The organism is Pseudomonas sp. GW821-FHT07F05 (assembly GCF_059418765.1).
Genome location: NZ_JBWKQL010000010.1, coordinates 165,381 through 183,706 on the forward strand (window position 1 = coordinate 165,381; position 18,326 = coordinate 183,706).

The following is an 18,326-nucleotide window of genomic DNA, read 5'->3' on the forward strand; positions in this document are numbered from 1 at the left end:
ACAGGCAGCAGATCGCATAACAAGCCACGCGCCTACAAGGGCAACGCGATGGTGCTTAGTCTTCCAGCAGCTCTTCAGCCGTGGACAGAACGTTCTCCAGCGTGAAGCCGAACTCTTCGAACAGCAGGTTGGCAGGTGCCGACTCGCCGAAGGTGGTCATGCCGATGACGCGACCTTCCAGGCCCACGTATTTGTACCAGTAGTCGGCGTGAGCAGCTTCGATGGCGATACGCGCGCTGACTTCCAGCGGCAGAACCGACTGCTTGTAGTCGGCGCTCTGGGTTTCGAAAACGCTGGTGCATGGCATGGAAACCACACGCACGTTCTTGCCGTCTGCGGTGAGCTTGTCGTATGCCTGAACAGCCAGGCCGACTTCGGAACCGGTGGCGATCAGGATCAGATCCGGCTCGCCGCTGCAGTCGCGCAGCACGTAACCACCGCGGTTGATGTTTTCCAGCTGCTCGGCATCACGCGCCTGATGTTGCAGGTTCTGACGGGAGAAGATCAGCGCAGACGGGCCGTCATCACGTTCAATGGCGTGTTTCCAGGCGATGGCGGATTCCACGGCATCGGCCGGGCGCCAGCAGTCCAGGTTCGGCGTGGTGCGCAAGCTGGTCAGCTGCTCGATCGGCTGGTGAGTCGGGCCGTCTTCGCCCAGACCGATGGAGTCGTGGGTGAACACATAGATGATGCGTTTCTTCATCAACGAAGACATGCGCACGGCGTTGCGGGCGTATTCCATGAAGATCAGGAAGGTCGCGCCGTACGGCACGAAGCCGCCGTGCAGGGCGATACCGTTCATGATGGCGCCCATGCCGAACTCACGAACACCATAGTGCAGGTAGTTGCCGGTGGCGTCTTCGCCGGTGATGCTGCGGCAACCTTTCCAGATGGTCAGGTTGGAACCTGCCAGGTCAGCCGAGCCGCCGAGGAACTCAGGCAGCAGCGGACCGAAGGCGCTCAACGCGTTCTGGCTGGCCTTGCGGCTGGCGATGGTTTCGCCCTTGGCGTTGACTTCAGCGACGTACGCGGCGGATTTCTCGGCGAAGTCAGCAGGCAATTCACCGCTCATGCGGCGGATCAGCTCGTTGGCTTCGGTCGGGAAGGCAGCGGAATAGGCAGCAAAGCGCTGATCCCATTCGGCTTCGGCGGCCAGGCCTTTTTCCTTGGCGTTCCACTCGCTGTAGATGTCGGCCGGGATTTCGAATGGGCCATGAGTCCACTTCAACGCAGCGCGGGTCAGGGCGATTTCTTCGGCGCCCAGCGGAGCGCCGTGGCAGTCTTCCTTGCCCTGCTTGTTCGGCGAACCGAAACCGATGGTGGTCTTGCAGCAGATCAGTGTCGGCTTGTCGCTCTTGTGAGCGGTGTCGATGGCGGTTTTGATCTCGTCGGCGTCATGGCCGTCGACGTTACGGATGACCAGCCAGCCGTAGGACTCGAAGCGCTTCGGGGTGTCGTCGGTGAACCAGCCTTCGACTTCGCCGTCGATGGAAATCCCGTTGTCGTCGTAGAACGCGACCAGCTTGTTCAGGCGCAGCGTACCGGCCAGGGAAGCGACTTCGTGGGAGATGCCTTCCATCATGCAGCCATCACCCATGAACACGTAGGTGTGGTGGTTGACGATGTTGTGGCCTGGACGGTTGAACTGGGCAGCCAGCGTTTTCTCGGCAACCGCAAAACCGACGGCGTTGGCGAAACCCTGACCCAGTGGGCCGGTGGTGGTCTCAACCCCCGGGGTGTAGCCGTATTCCGGATGGCCCGGCGTGCGGCTGTGCAGCTGACGGAAGTTTTTCAAGTCGTCGATGGACAGGTCGTAACCGGTCAGGTGCAGCAGCGAGTAGATCAGCATCGAGCCGTGACCGTTGGACAGGATGAACCGGTCGCGGTCAGCAAACATGGGATTGGCTGGGTTGTGCTTCAGATAATCGCGCCAAAGCACTTCAGCGATATCCGCCATGCCCATCGGGGCACCCGGGTGGCCGCTATTGGCCTTTTGCACGGCATCCATGCTGAGGGCACGAATGGCATTGGCTCGCTCACGACGGCTTGGCATCGCTGATCTCCTGGGGCAGATAAAAGTGGGACCGGAAAAAGGCGGCCATTTTCCCTCAGGCACCCTCCGGGGGCAATGACAGATCACACACCATCGGTGTTTTCCTCTGCCGCTGACGTGTTTTCGTACACCGCACCCAACAGGCGACGGCAAACGGCAGAATCACGGCGCCGGGGTGCCGCCACTGATCGAGCAATATCAAAACTTTTTGATATTGCCCTTGCGACAGCCCCGGTCGATAACTAGACTGCCTGCCTTATGAATCTTCGCGTGCCTGCCATTAGCCATGATGAATGCGACGAGCTGGCTGCCCTGTGCAAAGCCGGCGGCGATCCGCTGCGGCTGAATGTCTTGCGCGCGCTGTCGAACGATTCCTTCGGCGTACTGGAGCTGGCGCAGATTTTTGCGATCGGTCAGTCTGGCATGAGCCACCACCTCAAGGTCTTGGCTCAGGCAGACCTGGTGGCGACGCGGCGTGAAGGCAACGCGATCTTCTATCGACGCGCCCTGCCCCACACCGAACACACCGGCGGCAAGCTGCACGCAGCGCTGCTTGAAGAAGCCGATAACCTGCGCCTGCCCGATGATGTACAGACCCGGATCGGGCTGGTGCATCGCCAGCGGGCCAATGCCAGTCAGGATTTCTTCGCACGCACTGCCGAGAAATTTCGGGCCCAGCAGGACCTGATCGCAGGACTGCCGCAGTACCGCGACAGCCTGCTGTCGTTACTGGACAAGCTGAGCTTCCCCGCCGATGCCACGGCGATAGAAGTGGGGCCGGGCGATGGCGGTTTTCTGCCGGATCTGGCGCGGCGTTTCCGACAGGTGACGGGCCTGGACAACAGCCCGGAAATGCTCGATCTGGCGCGCAAGATCTGCACGCAGAAGTCGCTGGTTAACGTCGAGCTGAAACTGGCCGATGCACTGACCAACGCTAATATCTCCGGCAACTGCGTGGTCTTGAATATGGTGCTGCACCATTTCGCCGCGCCCGCCGAAGCGCTCAAACATTTGGCCAACCTGTTGCAACCGGGCGGTAGCCTGCTGGTGACAGAGTTGTGCAGTCATGACCAGAGCTGGGCCAAGGAGGCCTGTGGCGATCTCTGGTTAGGCTTCGAACAGGAAGATCTGGCCCGTTGGGCCATCGCTGCGGGGCTGGTCCCCGGGGAAAGCCTGTACATAGGCTTACGTAATGGTTTCCAGATCCAGGTCCGCCATTTTCAGCGACCGGCTGGCAACACTCACCATCGGTACTAATCAGGAAAACCGTCGAGATGAGCGAATACTCCCTTTTCACCTCCGAGTCCGTGTCTGAAGGACATCCGGACAAAATCGCCGACCAGATCTCCGATGCGGTGCTGGACGCCATCATTGCCCAGGACAAGCAGGCGCGCGTCGCCGTGGAAACCCTGGTCAAGACCGGTGTGGCCATTGTTGCCGGCGAAGTCACCACGACCGCGTGGGTCGACCTGGAGCAGATCGTTCGTGACGTGATCTGCGAGATCGGCTACACCAGCTCCAACGTCGGTTTCGACGGTGCGACCTGCAGCGTGATGAACATCATCGGTAAGCAGTCCCCTGACATCAACCAGGGTGTCGACCGCGCAAAACCTGAAGATCAGGGCGCTGGCGACCAGGGCCTGATGTTCGGCTACGCCAGCAACGAAACCGCCGAGCTGATGCCTGCGCCGATCGCGTTCTCGCACCAGCTGGTACACCGCCAGGCCGAAGCCCGTAAATCCGGCCTGCTGCCGTGGTTGCGCCCGGACGCGAAATCCCAGGTCACGTGCCGCTATGAAAACGGCATCGTGGTGGGCATCGACGCCGTTGTGCTGTCGACCCAGCACAACCCGGAAGTGTCCTACAAAGATCTGCGCGAAGGCGTGATGGAGCTGATCGTCAAGCACGTGCTGCCGGCTGAACTGCTGCACAAGGACACTCAGTTCCACATCAATCCGACTGGCCAGTTCATCATCGGCGGCCCGGTGGGTGACTGCGGTCTGACCGGTCGCAAGATCATCGTCGACAGCTACGGCGGCATGGCCCGTCACGGCGGCGGCGCGTTCTCCGGTAAAGATCCATCGAAGGTCGATCGCTCGGCTGCGTACGCTGGCCGTTATGTCGCCAAGAACATCGTCGCTGCCGGCCTGGCCGAGCGCTGCGAGATTCAGGTGTCCTACGCCATTGGCGTTGCACAGCCTACGTCGATCTCGCTGAACACCTTCGGCACCGGCAAGATCAGCGACGACAAGATCGTCCAGCTGGTCCGCGAGCACTTCGACCTGCGTCCGTACGCGATCACCACCATGCTCGACCTGCTGCACCCGATGTACCAGGAAACCGCAGCCTACGGCCACTTCGGCCGCACGCCGCAAACCAAGACCGTGGGCGACGATACCTTCACCACGTTCACCTGGGAAAAAACCGACCGCGCCGACGCCTTGCGCGCTGCTGCCGGTTTGTAATACCCGCCGGGTGCATTGCGCTTAGCGGCATCCGGTAAAAAGAAAAGCCCCTGGCGATGTGAGTCGTCAGGGGCTTTTGCATTCGGGCTGCGGAAACAATCACACCCTACGCGCCACCAGCAAAAACGACGCCGCACTCGCCAACAACCCCGCACACACCCGGTTAAACACCCGCTTGCCACTGGGCTTCGCAAACAGGCGACGCGCATGCACGCCCATCACGCTGTACAACGCGATGGCAATACATTCGAGCGCCAGAAACATCGCGCCCAATTGTGCGAATTGAGTGGTGACAACGCCGGTACGGTCGACGAATTGCGGCAGAAACGCCGTGAACAACAGAATGGCTTTGGGATTGCCGATGGCGACCAGAAATTCCTGGCGCGCCAGCCTCGTCACGCCAGCCTGCTCGCCTGCTTCGACATCGTGCGCCTCGCATGGCGCTCGCCACAGTTGTAACGCCAGATAGAACAGATACGCCGCCCCTACAATCTTGATCGTATGAAACAGCCACTCGGACGTATGCAGCACAGCCGTAAGCCCGACTGCGGCCAGCGCAATCATGATCGCGAATGCCAGCAACCGACCTAGCCCGCCAGTGCAGGCGCGGCCAAATCCATAACGTGAGGCGTTGCTGATGGAGAGCAGGTTGTTCGGCCCCGGCGCCATGTTCAGGGCGAAACAGGCGGGGATGAATACAGCGAGGGTCGACAGGTCCATGGCAGTGCCTCTTCCAGTAGCCGGGTGAAACATCATTTTGCACTCGTGGGCGCGCGGCTCAAGGCACAGCTGGGCGGGGAATCAGGGGCTGGCTGTATCGGTGCGAGACAAACGCGGTAACCACGGCGCGATGAAACGCCCATCGGGAAAACCTAGCCTTGCAGTCCCTCCCCCGGCAAGGACGCTCCGATGCTCCCCCTCCTCCGCGCTATAACCTGCGCTTTAATCGCCCTCGTTTCCATCGCTGCCAATGCCGCCTCCTGCCCCGACTGGCCACCGGCCAAAGCCCGAAGCGAGATCCTGGCGCTGCAAAGCCAGATCACCCAGTGGGACGACAGTTATCACCGCCAAGGCGTTTCTCTGGTGGCCGACGAGCTGTATGACCAATCCGTTCAGCGCCTCGCCGATCTGCGCGGTTGTTTCGCCGCTACTTCGGCGGCGCCCTCCAATCCGCTGAAAACCTCTCGCGGTCCTGTCGCACATCCCATCCCGCACACCGGCCTGACAAAATTGCAGGGCGAGGCCGCCGTTCAAGCGTGGCTTGAAGACCGAAGCGATCTGTGGATTCAGCCAAAAGTGGATGGCGTGGCCGTCACGCTGGTTTACGTCGACGGCAAACTGGTGAGTGCCATCAGCCGGGGCGACGGCGTTTTCGGCCAGGACTGGACGGGGCATGCCCACCAGATCGAGGCGATTCCTCGCCATCTCGCGTGGGAAAAGACCGTGATCCTCCAGGGCGAGCTGTATTGGAAGCTGACAGATCACGTTCAGGCGGACGCCGGCAGTCTGAACGCTCGCAGCAAAGTGGCCGGCTTGTTGGCGCGTCACGCGATCAGCGAGGAGGAAGGCGCGCAGATCGGCTTGTTCGTCTGGGACTGGCCGGAAGGTCCGACGGGGATGAACGAGCGACTGGCCGGCTTGAGAGCCATGGGTTTCGAGGACAGCGCACGCTTCAGTGAGCCGCTGAAGGGTTTCACTCAGGCAAAGAACTGGCGAGAGCACTGGTACCGCTCGCCGCTGCCGTTTGCCACCGATGGCGTGGTCATCCGGCAGGGCGAGCGCCCATCGGCCGAGCGCTGGCAAGCGAAAGCGCCTTACTGGATCGCGGCATGGAAGTACCCGTTCGCACAGGCGCTGGCCGAGGTGCGCAAGGTTCATTTCAATATCGGGCGCAGGGGCAAAATCACGCCCGTGCTGGACATAGAACCAGTGCGCCTGGATGACCGAATGATCGCCCGCATCAGCGTCGGTTCGCTGAAGCGCTGGCAGGAAATGGACATTCGGCCCGGCGATCAGGTCGGGATCAGCCTCGCCGGGCTGACGATCCCGCGTCTGGATGAGGTGGTGTCGCGCAGCGTTGAGCGCGCTCCGCTGAATATTCCGAGAGCGGAGGATTTCCATCCACTGAGTTGCTGGCAGCCCATCGAGGGCTGCGAAAGCCAGTTCCGTGAACGACTTAAATGGCTGAGCGGGAAGAAGGGCGTGGCGCTCAGCGGCGTAGGACCGGGCACGTGGGACAAGTTGATTCAGGCCGGGCAATTGAACGGTTTGCTGGACTGGATGACCCTCGACGGTGCACAGCTTGCTAACATTCCCGGCCTGGGCGAGCGCAGCAGCGCTAAACTGCTGGCAAGTTTTAAGGCCGCGCGTGAGAAGCCGTTTGTTGTCTGGCTTAAAGCCATCGGTTTACCTCCGACCACGGGCGTTGATCTGGGTGATTCCTGGGCGGCGCTGGCCTCGCGCAGCGTCAAGGACTGGCAGGCCGAGCCCGGCATTGGCTCGGGCCGTGCGAAGCAGCTATATGCATTTTTTCAAGACCCGCAGGTGCAGGCGTTAAGTCGCCAACTGCGGGACGAAGGCATCGATGGTTTTTAGTATTTTTAGGGCCGCATGATTGCGTCGAGCGTGCGGCTATTTGTGTTCAAGGAGTATTCATGAAATTCCTGTCATCCCTTTTTGCATTCACCGCGTGCGGGTTTCTGGCCGCGCCCGTGTTTGCGGCCGACCAAGCGCCGGAACCGTCCGGATGCGCCGCCAAGCGCCAGGACATCAGCACTCAGATAGAAAACGCCAAGGCCGCAGGCAATACCAATCAACAGGCCGGGTTGCAAAAAGCCTTGAGCGAGCTGAACGCCAACTGCAACGACGTCGACCTGGTCAAGCAGCAGGAACAAAAGGTGCTGGATGCCAAGCGCGAAGTCAGCCGTCGCCAGGCGGACCTGAACAAAGCCATGAGCAAGGGCGATCCGGAGAAGATCGACAAGCGTAAAGACAAGCTGGCCGAATCGCGCAAAGAACTGCAGGACGAGCAGGAAAAGCTGGAGAAGGTGCAGCCCGACGAGGATGACGAATAAGCACGTGGGCTCGCTTTAGTCTTGATCTGTAGGAGTGAGCGGGGTGGCGCTCCACCTTGCTCGCGAAGACGATATTTCAGCCGCTGAATGTTTAACGGATGTCACGACCTCTTCGGGAGCAAGCTCCCTCCCACAGTGACTGTGTCCGCCAGCTGACCGCGCAGTGTCAGGACCGTTGAGCGATCAAACTGAAACGCCAAACAGCGCGATCACCAACCCCAACCCAACGATCCAGGCCAGCGAGCGCAACGTCGCGAGATCCGCCAGATAGAAGATGATGTAGAGCAGGCGACTCGTCACGAACAGCACGGCGAGCACGTCGATCGTCACCAACTGCGCCACGCCGGCAACGTGGGCAATGATCACGCCAGCGGCAAACCCTGGAATCGCTTCAAAACTATTGAGCTGCGCGTTGTGGGCGCGCCGCGGGAGACCTTCGAGGCGGTCGAGAAAGTCCCGGGGATCATGATTGTGCCGTGCACTGAATTTGCCGCTGCTGAACTTGGCAATGCCAGCGCACCCTATCGGCAAGAGAATCACGATCAACACGCACCAAAAAGCAACGGTCATAACCACATCCTTTTTTAGAATTTGAGCTTCATTAGAACGATGCCCCTCTACAGCCTAAGAACTGCAGCCTGGCGAAAGGTTCTTTCAGGTCCTGCATGCCTGAAAGCGTTACAGGAATCACACGCCTCCAGTGGGCCATCGTGCCCCCATAGTGGGACCGGCTTTAGCCGGGAAGGCGTCACCCGCCACACCGCAAATTTGATGCGCACACACCGGCCCCTTCCCGGCTAAAGCCGGTCCCACTAAACATCGCATTCAGTCAGTTAAATGAGCGTAACGCCGCACTGATTATTCGCCATTACTGCCACAGCCGTCCCGATTGGCTAAGATGCCAGCCTCCCAGCCGACGTCGGCTGTATCTCGTTGCCCAGGAGCCTGCATGTCCAGCGAAGAAGACGCCACCCTCAGTGGCGCAGCGCCGATGATTCCCGATCAGCGTCGGGAGTTGATGCTGCGTCAGTTGCGCAAGCATCAGGTGCTGAGCGTGCATCAGCTCATGGAAATGTTCGACTGCTCGCACATGACCGTTCGCCGCGACATCGCGCTGCTTGAGCAAAGTGGCCGCGCCTATTCGGTGACCGGCGGGGTGCGCATCGCCAGTCAGGTTCACAGCGAGCCCAGTCACCAGTCCAAAGCGGTGGTCGAGTTGCCGCACAAACAAGCGATGGCGAAACTGGCCGCCAGCCTGCTGCACCCGGAAATGACCGTGTACCTGGACGCCGGCACCAGCACGCTGGAAATCGTCCCGCACATCGTCGCGCTGGCGGGCATGACGGTGGTGACCAACGACTTCGGCGTGGTCAATGCACTCGCCGATGCGACCCATGTGGATGTGATTCACACCGGCGGGCTGCTGGATCATCCGAACCGGTCCTGTGTCGGCGGGCTGGCCGCCGCGACGCTGCGTCAATTGGCAACCGATGTGGCGTTCATGTCCACCAGCTCATGGGACCTGCAGCGCGGCACGACCACGCCTTCCGCGTTGAAGGTTGAGGTCAAGCAAGCGGCCATGCAGTCGGCGTCGCGCACGGTGTTGCTGACGACCAGCACGAAATACGGCACGTTCGGCATGTACAAGGTTGCAGGCTTGGAGCAATTCGACACGATCATCAGCGATGACCGCCTCGCCCACGGCGCAGCCGACAGCATTCGCGGGCTTGGGGTTGAATTGATGTTGGCGTCAGTGGGTAAGGTCGTGCTCTCCTGAGGCTGACATCCCTGGTGTGGGAGTGAGCTTGCTCGCGAAGCGGTCTTTCAGCCGCTGAAGATGCGGTGGATGCTCCTGCTGCTTTGCGAGCAAGCTCGCTCCCACAATTTACGTGCTGACAGAGACATCCCACCCAATACCGTGCACCCAAGCCTTGGCAGCCAGCCAGGGCTTTTTTGTGCCCGATCAGGCTGATGTTAATTTTTGTTAACTCAAAAAAGCACTTCACATTATCCGATCACAGGTTCACTATCTTTAACAGATCAGAACAAACACCGTTCGAGTGCTGATGAACTTCGGCACTCACTCGAGGAGAGATTCATGAATAACAAGAATGTCGGCATCATTGGTCTGGGTGCGATGGGCCTGGGCATTGCGCGCTCCTTACTGCGCAGCGGCTTCAACGTTCATGCCTGTGACGTGCGCGCCGCCGTGACCGAGCAATTCGCCAGCGAAGGCGGCGTTGCCTGTGAATCTCCTGCGAGCATGGCCGCTGCCTGCGACGTGATCATCACCGTCGTGGTCAACGCCGAGCAGACCGAAACCGTATTGTTCGGCGACAACGGCGCAGTCGCCGCCTTGCGCCCGGGCAGCCTGATCATCGGTTGCGCCACGGTCGCACCGACCTTCGCCATCGAACTGGGTCAACGCCTCACCGAAAAAGGCCTGCTTTACCTCGACGCTCCGATCTCCGGTGGCGCGGCCAAAGCGGCTGCGGGTGAAATGACGATGATGACCTCCGGCCCGGCTGATTCCTACGCCAAGGCCGACGCGATCCTCAACGGCATGGCCGGCAAAGTCTATCGCCTGGGCGACGTCCACGGCCTGGGCTCCAAAGTCAAAATCATCAATCAGTTGCTGGCCGGGGTACACATCGCCGCCAGCGCCGAAGCCATGGCCCTGGGCCTGCGCGAAGGCGTCGACGCGGACGCGCTGTACGAAGTGATCACCAACAGCGCCGGTAACTCGTGGATGTTCGAGAACCGCGTGCCGCACATCCTCAAGGCGGACTACACGCCGCTGTCGGCCGTGGACATCTTCGTCAAAGACCTTGGCCTGGTGCTGGATACCGCCCGCGCCAGCAAATTCCCGCTGCCGCTGTCGTCCACCGCCCACCAGATGTTCATGCAGGCCTCCACCGCAGGCTTTGGCCGTGAGGATGACTCCGCCGTGATCAAGATTTTCCCAGGCATCGAACTGCCGACCGCCAAGCCTGAAAACAACTGAGATGACGCTGATGAGCACCACGACTCCGCGCCCTCTGTTGGGCTGCATCGCCGATGACTTCACCGGCGCCACCGATCTGGCCAACATGCTGGTGCGCGGCGGCATGCGCACCGTGCAGAGCATTGGCATCCCGAGCGCCGACAGCCTGGCCGAACTGGATGCCGACGCCATCGTCATCGCGCTGAAATCCCGCACCACGCCGGCTGCAGAAGCGGTTGAGGAATCCCTTGCCGCGCTGCAGTGGCTGCGTGATCGCGGCTGTGAGCAGATCTTCTTTAAGTACTGCTCGACGTTCGACTCCACCGCCAAAGGCAACATCGGTCAGGTCAGCGAGGCGCTGCTCAAGGCGCTGAACAGCGACTTCACCTTGGCGTGCCCGGCATTTCCGGAAAACGGTCGCACGATTTTCCGCGGCCACTTGTTCGTGCAGGACCAATTGCTCAGCGAATGCGGCATGCAGAACCATCCGCTGACGCCGATGACCGACGCCAATCTGGTACGCGTGCTGCAATCGCAAACCACCCAAAAGGTGGGCTTGTTGCGTTACGACAGCATCGCCAAAGGCGTCAACGGCGTGCGGGCACGCATCAGCGAGCTGCGTGCCGAAGGCGTCGTCATGGCGATTGCCGACGCCTTGTCGGACGCTGATCTGTACACGCTGGGCGAGGCCTGCGCCGACCTGCCGCTGCTCACCGGTGGCTCGGGTCTGGCGCTGGGTCTTCCGGGTAATTTCCGTAAAGCGGGCAAATTGCGTGATATCGATGCCGCGAAGCTTGAGCAGATCGACGGCGGTGAAGTGGTGCTGGCGGGCAGCGCATCGGTCGCCACCAACGGCCAGGTGGCCGCCTGGCTTGAGGCCAGCCGGCCTGCGCTGCGCATCGATCCACTGGCACTGGCTGAAGGCAGACCGGTTGTTGCCGATGCGCTGGCGTTCGCCCGCGATGCCGGGCAAACCGTGCTGATCTACGCGACCAGCAGCCCGGAAGAAGTCAAAGCCGTGCAGCAAAAACTTGGCGTCGAACGTGCCGGCGCGCTGGTCGAGGACGCACTGGGCCAGATCGCTCGCGGACTGCTGGACGCGGGCGTTAAGCGCTTTGTCGTCGCCGGCGGCGAAACCTCCGGCGCCGTCGTTCAGGCCTTGGGCGTGAGCCTGCTGAAGATCGGCGCGCAAATCGACCCGGGGGTTCCAGCGACCATCAGCAGCGGCGCGATGCCTCTGGCCCTGGCGCTGAAGTCCGGGAATTTCGGTGGCCGCGACTTTTTCGACAAAGCCCTCAAGCAGCTGGCAGGAAGTGCCCAATGAGCAACGTAACCAGCAGTTCAGTGAGCGCCGAAAACAAGCAGCGTGAAGAAATCTGCAGCATCGGCCGCTTGCTGTTCGGGCGCGGCTACACCGTTGGCAGCGCAGGCAATATCAGCGCGCGTCTCGACGATGGCTGGCTGATCACGCCAACCGACGCGTGCCTGGGGCGTCTTGATCCTGACGCCATCGCCAAGGTCAATCTGGCCGGCGAATGGGTTTCCGGCGACAAGCCCTCGAAGACCCTGGCCCTGCATCGTCAGGTCTACGACCGCAATGCCAGCGTCGGCGGCGTGGTGCACACCCACTCGACGCATCTGGTCGCGCTGACACTGGCCGGCGTCTGGAAACCGGACGACATCCTCCCGCCCATCACCCCGTATCAGGTGATGAAAGTCGGGCACATTCCCCTGATTGCCTACGAGCGCCCCGGCTCGCCGAACGTCGCTGAACAAGTGGCGAAACTGGCGAACAGCGTGCGCGGCGTGATGCTCGAGCGACTCGGCCCGGTGATCTGGGAAAGCTCGGTCGCCAGGGCTTCTTATGCGCTGGAAGAGCTGGAGGAGACGGCACGCCTCTGGCTGATGAGCAACCCTAAACCTGAACCGCTGGACGCAGCGGCTCTGGAAGAACTGCGCCAGACGTTTGGCGTGAACTGGTAACCCCAACGGCGTTTTGATCGAAAACCGGACTCCCGGTTTTCGGCGGACCGGCTTCGCCGGAAAACAATAACAACGGGACACAACATGACTCCTCTATTGCTCATGATCATCGCCGGAGCAGGCATTGCGCTGTTGCTGCTTCTGGTCCTGAAATACAAATTCCAACCGTTCGTTGCACTGATGCTGGTCAGCATTATCGTGGCGCTGGTGGCCGGGGTTAAACCCGGCGATCTGGTGGCGACCATCGAAGGCGGCATGGGCAAAACCCTCGGCCACATCGCGATCATCATTGCCCTGGGCGCTATGATCGGCCGCATCATCGAGCTGTCCGGTGGCGCCGAGGCGCTGGCCAAGACGCTGATCAACCGCTTCGGCAACCGGCGCACGCCGCTGGCCCTTACCGTCGCGGGTTTCATGGTCGGTATTCCGGTGTTCTTTGAAGTGGGCGTGATCATCCTTATGCCACTGGCCTATGGTGTCGCTCGCGCCGCACGTAAACCGCTGCTGATTTTCGCGCTGCCCATGTGCGCCGCGCTGCTGTCGGTTCACGCCTTCCTGCCGCCACATCCGGGCGCCGTTGCGGCAGCCGGTCAGCTGGGGGCGGACCTGGGTCGCGTGTTGATGTTCGGGCTGCCGATCGTTGCTGTGTTGTGCCTGATCGGCTACCTGATTGCCGGTCGCATCACCCGCAAGACCTACCCGATGACTGACGATATTCGGAGCGAAGTCTACGGTCCGCACATCACCAACCAGGATCTGGTGGCGTGGGCGAACAACGATTACTCAACGACCTCCGAAGCGGCACACGCCAAGGTACTGGGCCTGGAAGAAAGCGCCAGCAGCTTGGCGGCACGTCTGCCAAAAGCACCGGCGCCGGGCGCAGGCATCATCATCGCGCTGATTCTGCTGCCGATCATTCTGATCCTGCTGGGCACACTGGCGACCACGATGTTGCCCGCCGAATCAATGCTGCGCAGCGTGCTGACCGTTCTCGGTGCGCCGCTGGTGGCGCTGCTAATCGACACGCTGCTCTGCGCGTGGCTGCTGGGTTCGCGCCGTGGCTGGAGCCGCAGTCAGGTGTCCGATGTCGTGGGTTCGGCATTGCCCGGCGTGGCGATGGTGATTTTGATTGCAGGCGCGGGCGGCGTGTTCGGCAAGGTGCTGGTGGATACCGGTATCGGCGCGGTGGTTTCCGAAGCGCTGCGCAACACCGGCCTGCCGGTTCTCGCCCTGGGCTTTCTGCTGACACTGCTGTTGCGCGCCGTACAGGGCTCGACCACAGTGGCGCTGGTGACCACGGCCGGTATTCTCAGCCCGCTGATCGCCACGTTGAACCTGAGCGCCAATCATATGGCCCTGCTTTGTCTGGCCATGGGCGGTGGCGGTCTGGCGATGTCGCACATCAACGACGCCGGTTACTGGATGTTCACCAAACTGGCGGGCCTGAACGTTGCCGACGGCCTGCGCACCTGGACCTTTCTGGTGACCGTTCTGGGCACCCTCGGGTTCTTGATGACGCTGCTGCTCTGGCCTTTCGTCTAACGGCTTTAATTAGGAGATAACCATGCCTCGCTTCGCTGCCAACCTCAGCATGATGTATCCGCAACACGACTTTCTGGCGCGTTTCTCGGCTGCGGCGAGTGACGGCTTCAAGGGCGTGGAATACCTGTTTCCGTACGACTTCAAGGCCGAGGAAATCAAGCTGCGTCTGGACGACTTCGGTTTGACCCAGGCGCTGTTCAACGCCCCGCCCGGCGACTTCACCAAGGGCGAGCGTGGCATTGCTTCGTTGCCGGGCCGGGAGAGTGAATTCCGCGACGGTTTCCAGAAGGCGCTGGATTACGCAGCGGTGCTGGGCAACGACTGCATTCACGTCATGGCCGGTTTGCTGCCCAGTGAAGACCTGCGCCAGAAGCATCACGCGGTGTACCTGGAAAACCTGAGCTTCGCCGCACAGCAAGCCGCCAAGGTGGGGTTGACGGTGTTGATCGAGCCGATCAACACCCGCGACATTCCGGGCTTCTTCCTCAACCGTCAGGATCAGGGCCAGGCTGTGCTTAAAGAAGTGGGCGCCGACAATCTGCGGGTACAGTTCGACTGCTACCACTGCCAGATCGTGGAAGGCGACGTCACCAGCAAACTGCGCCGCGACTTCGCCGGCATCGGCCACATCCAGATCGCCGGCGTGCCGGACCGGCATGAGCCGAGCGTGGGGGAAGTGAATTACCCGTGGCTGTTCGAAGAGATCGACCGCTTGGGCTACACCGGCTGGGTCGGCTGCGAATACCGTCCGAAAGGCGATACCAGCGAAGGCCTGCAGTGGCTGCGCGATTGGCAGGCACGTCATCCGGCATAACAGGCGCTGTCTTTTTATTGTAGGAGTGGGCTTGCTCGCGATGCGTCAGACCAGACGAAGCTTCTTCGCCTGACACACCGCAATCGCGAGCAAGCTCACTCCTACGAGTTCTTCCTTGACCAGTCATCCGCGTCCATTGCGCGATCACTCGTTGATCACGTCTTCCTTGAACTGATCCTTCACGTAGCTGATTTCGGTCTTGCCGTGTGGCGCTGGCAGGCCGTCTTCACCCAGATTGACGAAGACCATTTTCTCGACCGTGAGAATGCTCTTGCGGGTGATCTTGTTGCGGACCTGGCAGGTCAGCGTAATGGAGGTGCGGCCGAACTCGGTGGCGGTGATCCCCAGCTCGATGATGTCGCCCTGACGCGAGGCGCTGACGAAGTTGATCTCGGAAATGTACTTGGTCACGACGCGCTGATTGCCCAACTGAACAATGGCGTAGATGGCTGCCTCTTCGTCGATCCAGCGCAGCAGGCTGCCGCCGAACAACGTGCCGTTGGGGTTGAGGTCTTCGGGTTTTACCCATTTGCGGGTGTGGAAGTTCATGGGGACTCCGGGGTGTTTGGGCGACGGTGGTGGATGTGCTCCAGCTTCAAGCTTCAAGCCTGAAGCTGCAAGTCAAAAGCAGGTCCGCTGTTGTTTACCGCTTGCCGCTTGCAGCTTGCCACTTGCAGCTCAAAGAAAGATAATCGCCACCGCTTCAAAAAACGGTCATCACACCTTGTTACCGTTTTCCCGCCACCTGTCCGAGGGGCGCTGCAGCAGGTCAGACCTGTCAGGCTCGGAGAGGGCGTTGTTTGATCAGGCTTCCCGCCGGTCAAGCTTTAAACGCACAACGGCGCCCATTCGCACCCTACGAATGGAGACTCTTAATGAGTGCTGTACTGACGCCCAACGATTTCAACGACTACAAAGTCGCCGACATGTCCCTGGCTGCCTGGGGCCGTCGCGAAACCATCATCGCCGAATCCGAAATGCCTGCCCTGATGGGCCTGCGTCGCAAGTACGCTGCCGAGCAACCGCTCAAGGGCGCGAAGATTCTCGGCTGCATCCACATGACCATTCAGACTGCCGTGCTGATCGAAACCCTGGTTGCCCTGGGTGCCGAAGTACGCTGGTCGTCCTGCAACATCTTCTCGACTCAGGATCAGGCCGCTGCTGCCATTGCCGCTGCCGGCATCCCTGTTTTCGCCTGGAAAGGCGAAACCGAAGCCGAGTACGAGTGGTGCCTGGAGCAGACTATCCTCAAGGACGGTCAGCCATGGGACGCCAACATGATCCTCGACGACGGCGGCGACCTGACCGAGCTGCTGCACAAGAAATACCCGGCCATCCTGGACCGTGTCCATGGCGTGACCGAAGAAACCACCACGGGCGTTCACCGCCTGCTGGACATGCTGGCCAAGGGCGAACTGAAGATCCCGGCGATCAACGTCAACGACTCGGTCACCAAGAGCAAGAACGACAACAAGTACGGCTGCCGTCACAGCCTGAACGACGCCATCAAGCGCGGCACCGACCACCTGTTGTCCGGCAAGCAAGCGCTGGTCATCGGCTACGGTGACGTGGGCAAGGGTTCGGCTCAGTCGCTGCGTCAGGAAGGCATGATCGTAAAGGTCACCGAAGTCGACCCGATCTGCGCCATGCAAGCCTGCATGGACGGTTTCGAACTGGTTTCGCCTTTCATCGACGGCGAGAACGACGGCACCGAAGCGAGCATCGACAAAGCACTGCTGGGCAAGATCGACCTGATCGTCACCACCACCGGTAACGTCAACGTCTGCGACGCCAACATGCTCAAGGCGCTGAAAAAACGCGCTGTGGTCTGCAACATCGGTCACTTCGACAACGAAATCGACACGGCTTTCATGCGCAAGAACTGGGCATGGGAAGAAGTGAAGCCGCAAGTGCACAAGATCCACCGCACCGGTTCGGGCTCGTTCGATCCTCAGAACGACGACTACCTGATCCTGCTGGCCGAAGGCCGTCTGGTGAACCTGGGCAACGCCACCGGTCACCCGAGCCGCATCATGGACGGCTCGTTCGCCAACCAGGTGCTGGCGCAGATCTTCCTGTTCGGCCAGAAGTACGCTGACCTGAGCCCTGCCCAGAAAGCCGAGCGTCTGACCGTCGAAGTGTTGCCGAAGAAGCTGGACGAAGAAGTGGCGCTGGAAATGGTACGTGGCTTCGGCGGCGTCGTGACCAAGCTGACCAAGACCCAGGCCGACTACATCGGTGTGACCGTCGAAGGTCCGTTCAAGCCGCACGCTTATCGCTACTAAGCAGTAAGCGGCAAGCTTCAAGCTTCAAGCGGCAAGTAAAGGCATCACCGTTGTCATGACTTGCCGCGTCAGGCTTTAAATCGTCCAAGCATTTAGCAGCACCAGGTGACAAGCCTTGAGCTGCAGGATACGGCGCACCGCCACTCTTGCAGCTTACGGCTTGTAGCTTGCCGCTGGAGACTCGCTCCATGAGCCAAGACCGTAGCTACAGCTTCGAATTCTTCCCGACGAAGACCGACGCTGGTCATGAAAAACTGCTTGCCACGGCGCGTACGCTGGCCAGCTACAACCCCAGTTTTTTCTCCTGCACTTACGGTGCCGGGGGTTCCACCCGCGACCGCACGATCAACACCGTGCTGCAGCTGGAAAAAGAAGTACACGTTCCGGCCGCCCCGCACCTGTCGTGTGTCGGTGACAGCAAGGCCGACCTGCGCAGCTTGCTGACGCAGTACCGGGAAGCCGGCATCAAACGCATCGTCGCCCTGCGCGGTGACCTGCCCTCCGGCATGGGCATGGCCAGCGGTGAGCTGCGTTATGCCAATGATCTGGTGAGCTTCATTCGTGAAGAAACCGGCGATCATTTCCACATCGAAGTCGCGGCCTACCCGGAGATGCACCCGCAGGCGCGCAACTTCGAAGACGATCTGAAAAACTTCGTGCGCAAGGCCAACGCCGGCGCCAACAGTGCGATCACCCAGTACTTCTTCAACGCCGACAGCTACTTCCACTTCGTCGAGCGCGTGCAGAAGCTGGGCGTGGATATTCCGATCGTGCCGGGCATCATGCCGATCACCAACTACAGCAAGCTGGCGCGCTTTTCGGACGCGTGCGGTGCGGAGATCCCGCGCTGGGTTCGCAAGCAGCTGGAAGCGTACGGCGACGACACGGCAAGCATTCAGGCGTTCGGAGAGCAGGTCATCACTGAAATGTGCGAGCGACTGCTGCACGGCGGCGCCCCCGGTCTACATTTCTACACGCTGAATCAGGCCGAACCGAGTCTGGCGGTCTGGAACAACCTGAAGCTCTCTGCGTAATATCGGTTTCAATCCATACGGATTGAAACCGCGCTGGCTTCACCGGCAGGCTTCGTAACCAAGACGCCTGCCAGTCGGGTCGTTGCGTCCAGG

The 18,326-nt window shown here is 60.8% G+C and carries 16 protein-coding genes and 1 riboswitch; of the genes, 12 read left to right on the forward strand and 4 right to left on the reverse strand.

All coding sequences use genetic code 11. The annotated features are described in order from the left end of the window. Nucleotides 1-55 precede the first annotated feature (55 nt). Nucleotides 56-2,053 (reverse strand): transketolase, encoded by a 1,998-nt coding sequence (gene tkt, locus AC07RO_RS20085; RefSeq protein ID WP_495086889.1) that lies wholly within the window; start codon nucleotides 2,051-2,053, stop codon nucleotides 56-58. Between the two features lie 258 nt (nucleotides 2,054-2,311). On the opposite strand from tkt, the gene AC07RO_RS20090 reads away from it, so the two are divergent. Both AC07RO_RS20090 and metK read left to right on the forward strand, forming a co-directional pair. Next, a complete protein-coding gene (locus tag AC07RO_RS20090) occupies nucleotides 2,312-3,310 on the forward strand; it encodes an ArsR/SmtB family transcription factor (protein WP_192173200.1) in 999 nt (332 codons plus the stop codon). Between the two features lie 17 nt (nucleotides 3,311-3,327). Continuing rightward, on the forward strand, nucleotides 3,328-4,518 hold the full coding sequence (metK, locus tag AC07RO_RS20095; protein ID WP_065991235.1) for a methionine adenosyltransferase: 1,191 nt from the start codon (nucleotides 3,328-3,330) through the stop codon (nucleotides 4,516-4,518). A gap of 99 nt (nucleotides 4,519-4,617) precedes the next feature. Here the strand turns inward: metK and AC07RO_RS20100 are convergent, their stop codons facing one another. Then, nucleotides 4,618-5,238 carry a LysE family translocator gene (locus tag AC07RO_RS20100; RefSeq protein ID WP_495086890.1) on the reverse strand — a complete coding sequence of 207 codons (621 nt, stop codon included), beginning with the start codon at nucleotides 5,236-5,238 and terminating at the stop codon, nucleotides 4,618-4,620. Nucleotides 5,239-5,427: 189 nt separating this feature from the next. Between AC07RO_RS20100 and ligB the strand changes: the two genes are divergently transcribed. Beyond that, on the forward strand, nucleotides 5,428-7,113 hold the full coding sequence (gene ligB / locus AC07RO_RS20105; RefSeq protein WP_495086891.1) for an NAD-dependent DNA ligase LigB: 1,686 nt from the start codon (nucleotides 5,428-5,430) through the stop codon (nucleotides 7,111-7,113). A 59-nt stretch (nucleotides 7,114-7,172) separates the two neighbouring features. After that, nucleotides 7,173-7,592: a DUF1090 domain-containing protein gene (locus AC07RO_RS20110; protein ID WP_192173203.1), complete on the forward strand. Its 420-nt coding sequence runs from the start codon at nucleotides 7,173-7,175 to the stop codon at nucleotides 7,590-7,592. Nucleotides 7,593-7,775: 183 nt separating this feature from the next. Here the strand turns inward: AC07RO_RS20110 and AC07RO_RS20115 are convergent, their stop codons facing one another. Further along, complete coding sequence (locus tag AC07RO_RS20115) at nucleotides 7,776-8,162, reverse strand: MAPEG family protein (protein WP_192135049.1); 387 nt, start codon at nucleotides 8,160-8,162, stop codon at nucleotides 7,776-7,778. Nucleotides 8,163-8,541: 379 nt separating this feature from the next. Between AC07RO_RS20115 and AC07RO_RS20120 the strand changes: the two genes are divergently transcribed. The 6 genes from AC07RO_RS20120 (at nucleotide 8,542) to otnI (ending at nucleotide 14,914) form a co-directional block, all read left to right on the forward strand. Then, complete coding sequence (locus AC07RO_RS20120; RefSeq protein ID WP_346627220.1) at nucleotides 8,542-9,369, forward strand: DeoR/GlpR family DNA-binding transcription regulator; 828 nt, start codon at nucleotides 8,542-8,544, stop codon at nucleotides 9,367-9,369. A gap of 204 nt (nucleotides 9,370-9,573) precedes the next feature. Next, nucleotides 9,574-10,596, forward strand: a complete 1,023-nt coding sequence (ltnD, locus tag AC07RO_RS20125; RefSeq protein ID WP_495086892.1) for an L-threonate dehydrogenase — start codon at nucleotides 9,574-9,576, stop codon at nucleotides 10,594-10,596. A 10-nt stretch (nucleotides 10,597-10,606) separates the two neighbouring features. After that, a complete protein-coding gene (gene otnK / locus AC07RO_RS20130) occupies nucleotides 10,607-11,899 on the forward strand; it encodes a 3-oxo-tetronate kinase (RefSeq protein WP_495086893.1) in 1,293 nt (430 codons plus the stop codon). After that, a complete protein-coding gene (gene otnC / locus AC07RO_RS20135; RefSeq protein ID WP_495086894.1) occupies nucleotides 11,896-12,558 on the forward strand; it encodes a 3-oxo-tetronate 4-phosphate decarboxylase in 663 nt (220 codons plus the stop codon). Before otnK ends, otnC begins: the two co-directional genes overlap by 4 nt. Nucleotides 12,559-12,642: 84 nt before the next feature. Further along, complete coding sequence (locus AC07RO_RS20140; protein WP_346630943.1) at nucleotides 12,643-14,100, forward strand: GntT/GntP/DsdX family permease; 1,458 nt, start codon at nucleotides 12,643-12,645, stop codon at nucleotides 14,098-14,100. 22 nt (nucleotides 14,101-14,122) lie between these two features. Continuing rightward, entirely contained in the window at nucleotides 14,123-14,914 is a 792-nt protein-coding gene (gene otnI, locus AC07RO_RS20145; protein WP_495086895.1) for a 2-oxo-tetronate isomerase, read from the forward strand. Between the two features lie 144 nt (nucleotides 14,915-15,058). Here the strand turns inward: otnI and AC07RO_RS20150 are convergent, their stop codons facing one another. Continuing rightward, nucleotides 15,059-15,463, reverse strand: coding sequence for an acyl-CoA thioesterase (locus AC07RO_RS20150; protein ID WP_192173210.1), 405 nt, complete (start codon nucleotides 15,461-15,463; stop codon nucleotides 15,059-15,061). 196 nt (nucleotides 15,464-15,659) lie between these two features. Next, a riboswitch (S-adenosyl-L-homocysteine riboswitch) is annotated at nucleotides 15,660-15,768 on the forward strand. A gap of 21 nt (nucleotides 15,769-15,789) precedes the next feature. Between AC07RO_RS20150 and ahcY the strand changes: the two genes are divergently transcribed. Both ahcY and metF read left to right on the forward strand, forming a co-directional pair. Beyond that, a complete protein-coding gene (gene ahcY, locus AC07RO_RS20155; RefSeq protein WP_192173211.1) occupies nucleotides 15,790-17,199 on the forward strand; it encodes an adenosylhomocysteinase in 1,410 nt (469 codons plus the stop codon). A gap of 188 nt (nucleotides 17,200-17,387) precedes the next feature. Next, the gene (gene metF / locus AC07RO_RS20160) at nucleotides 17,388-18,233 is read left to right on the forward strand and encodes a methylenetetrahydrofolate reductase [NAD(P)H] (RefSeq protein ID WP_192173212.1); all 846 of its coding nucleotides are present in this window, start codon (nucleotides 17,388-17,390) and stop codon (nucleotides 18,231-18,233) included. The last annotated feature ends 93 nt before the right edge of the window (nucleotides 18,234-18,326 follow it).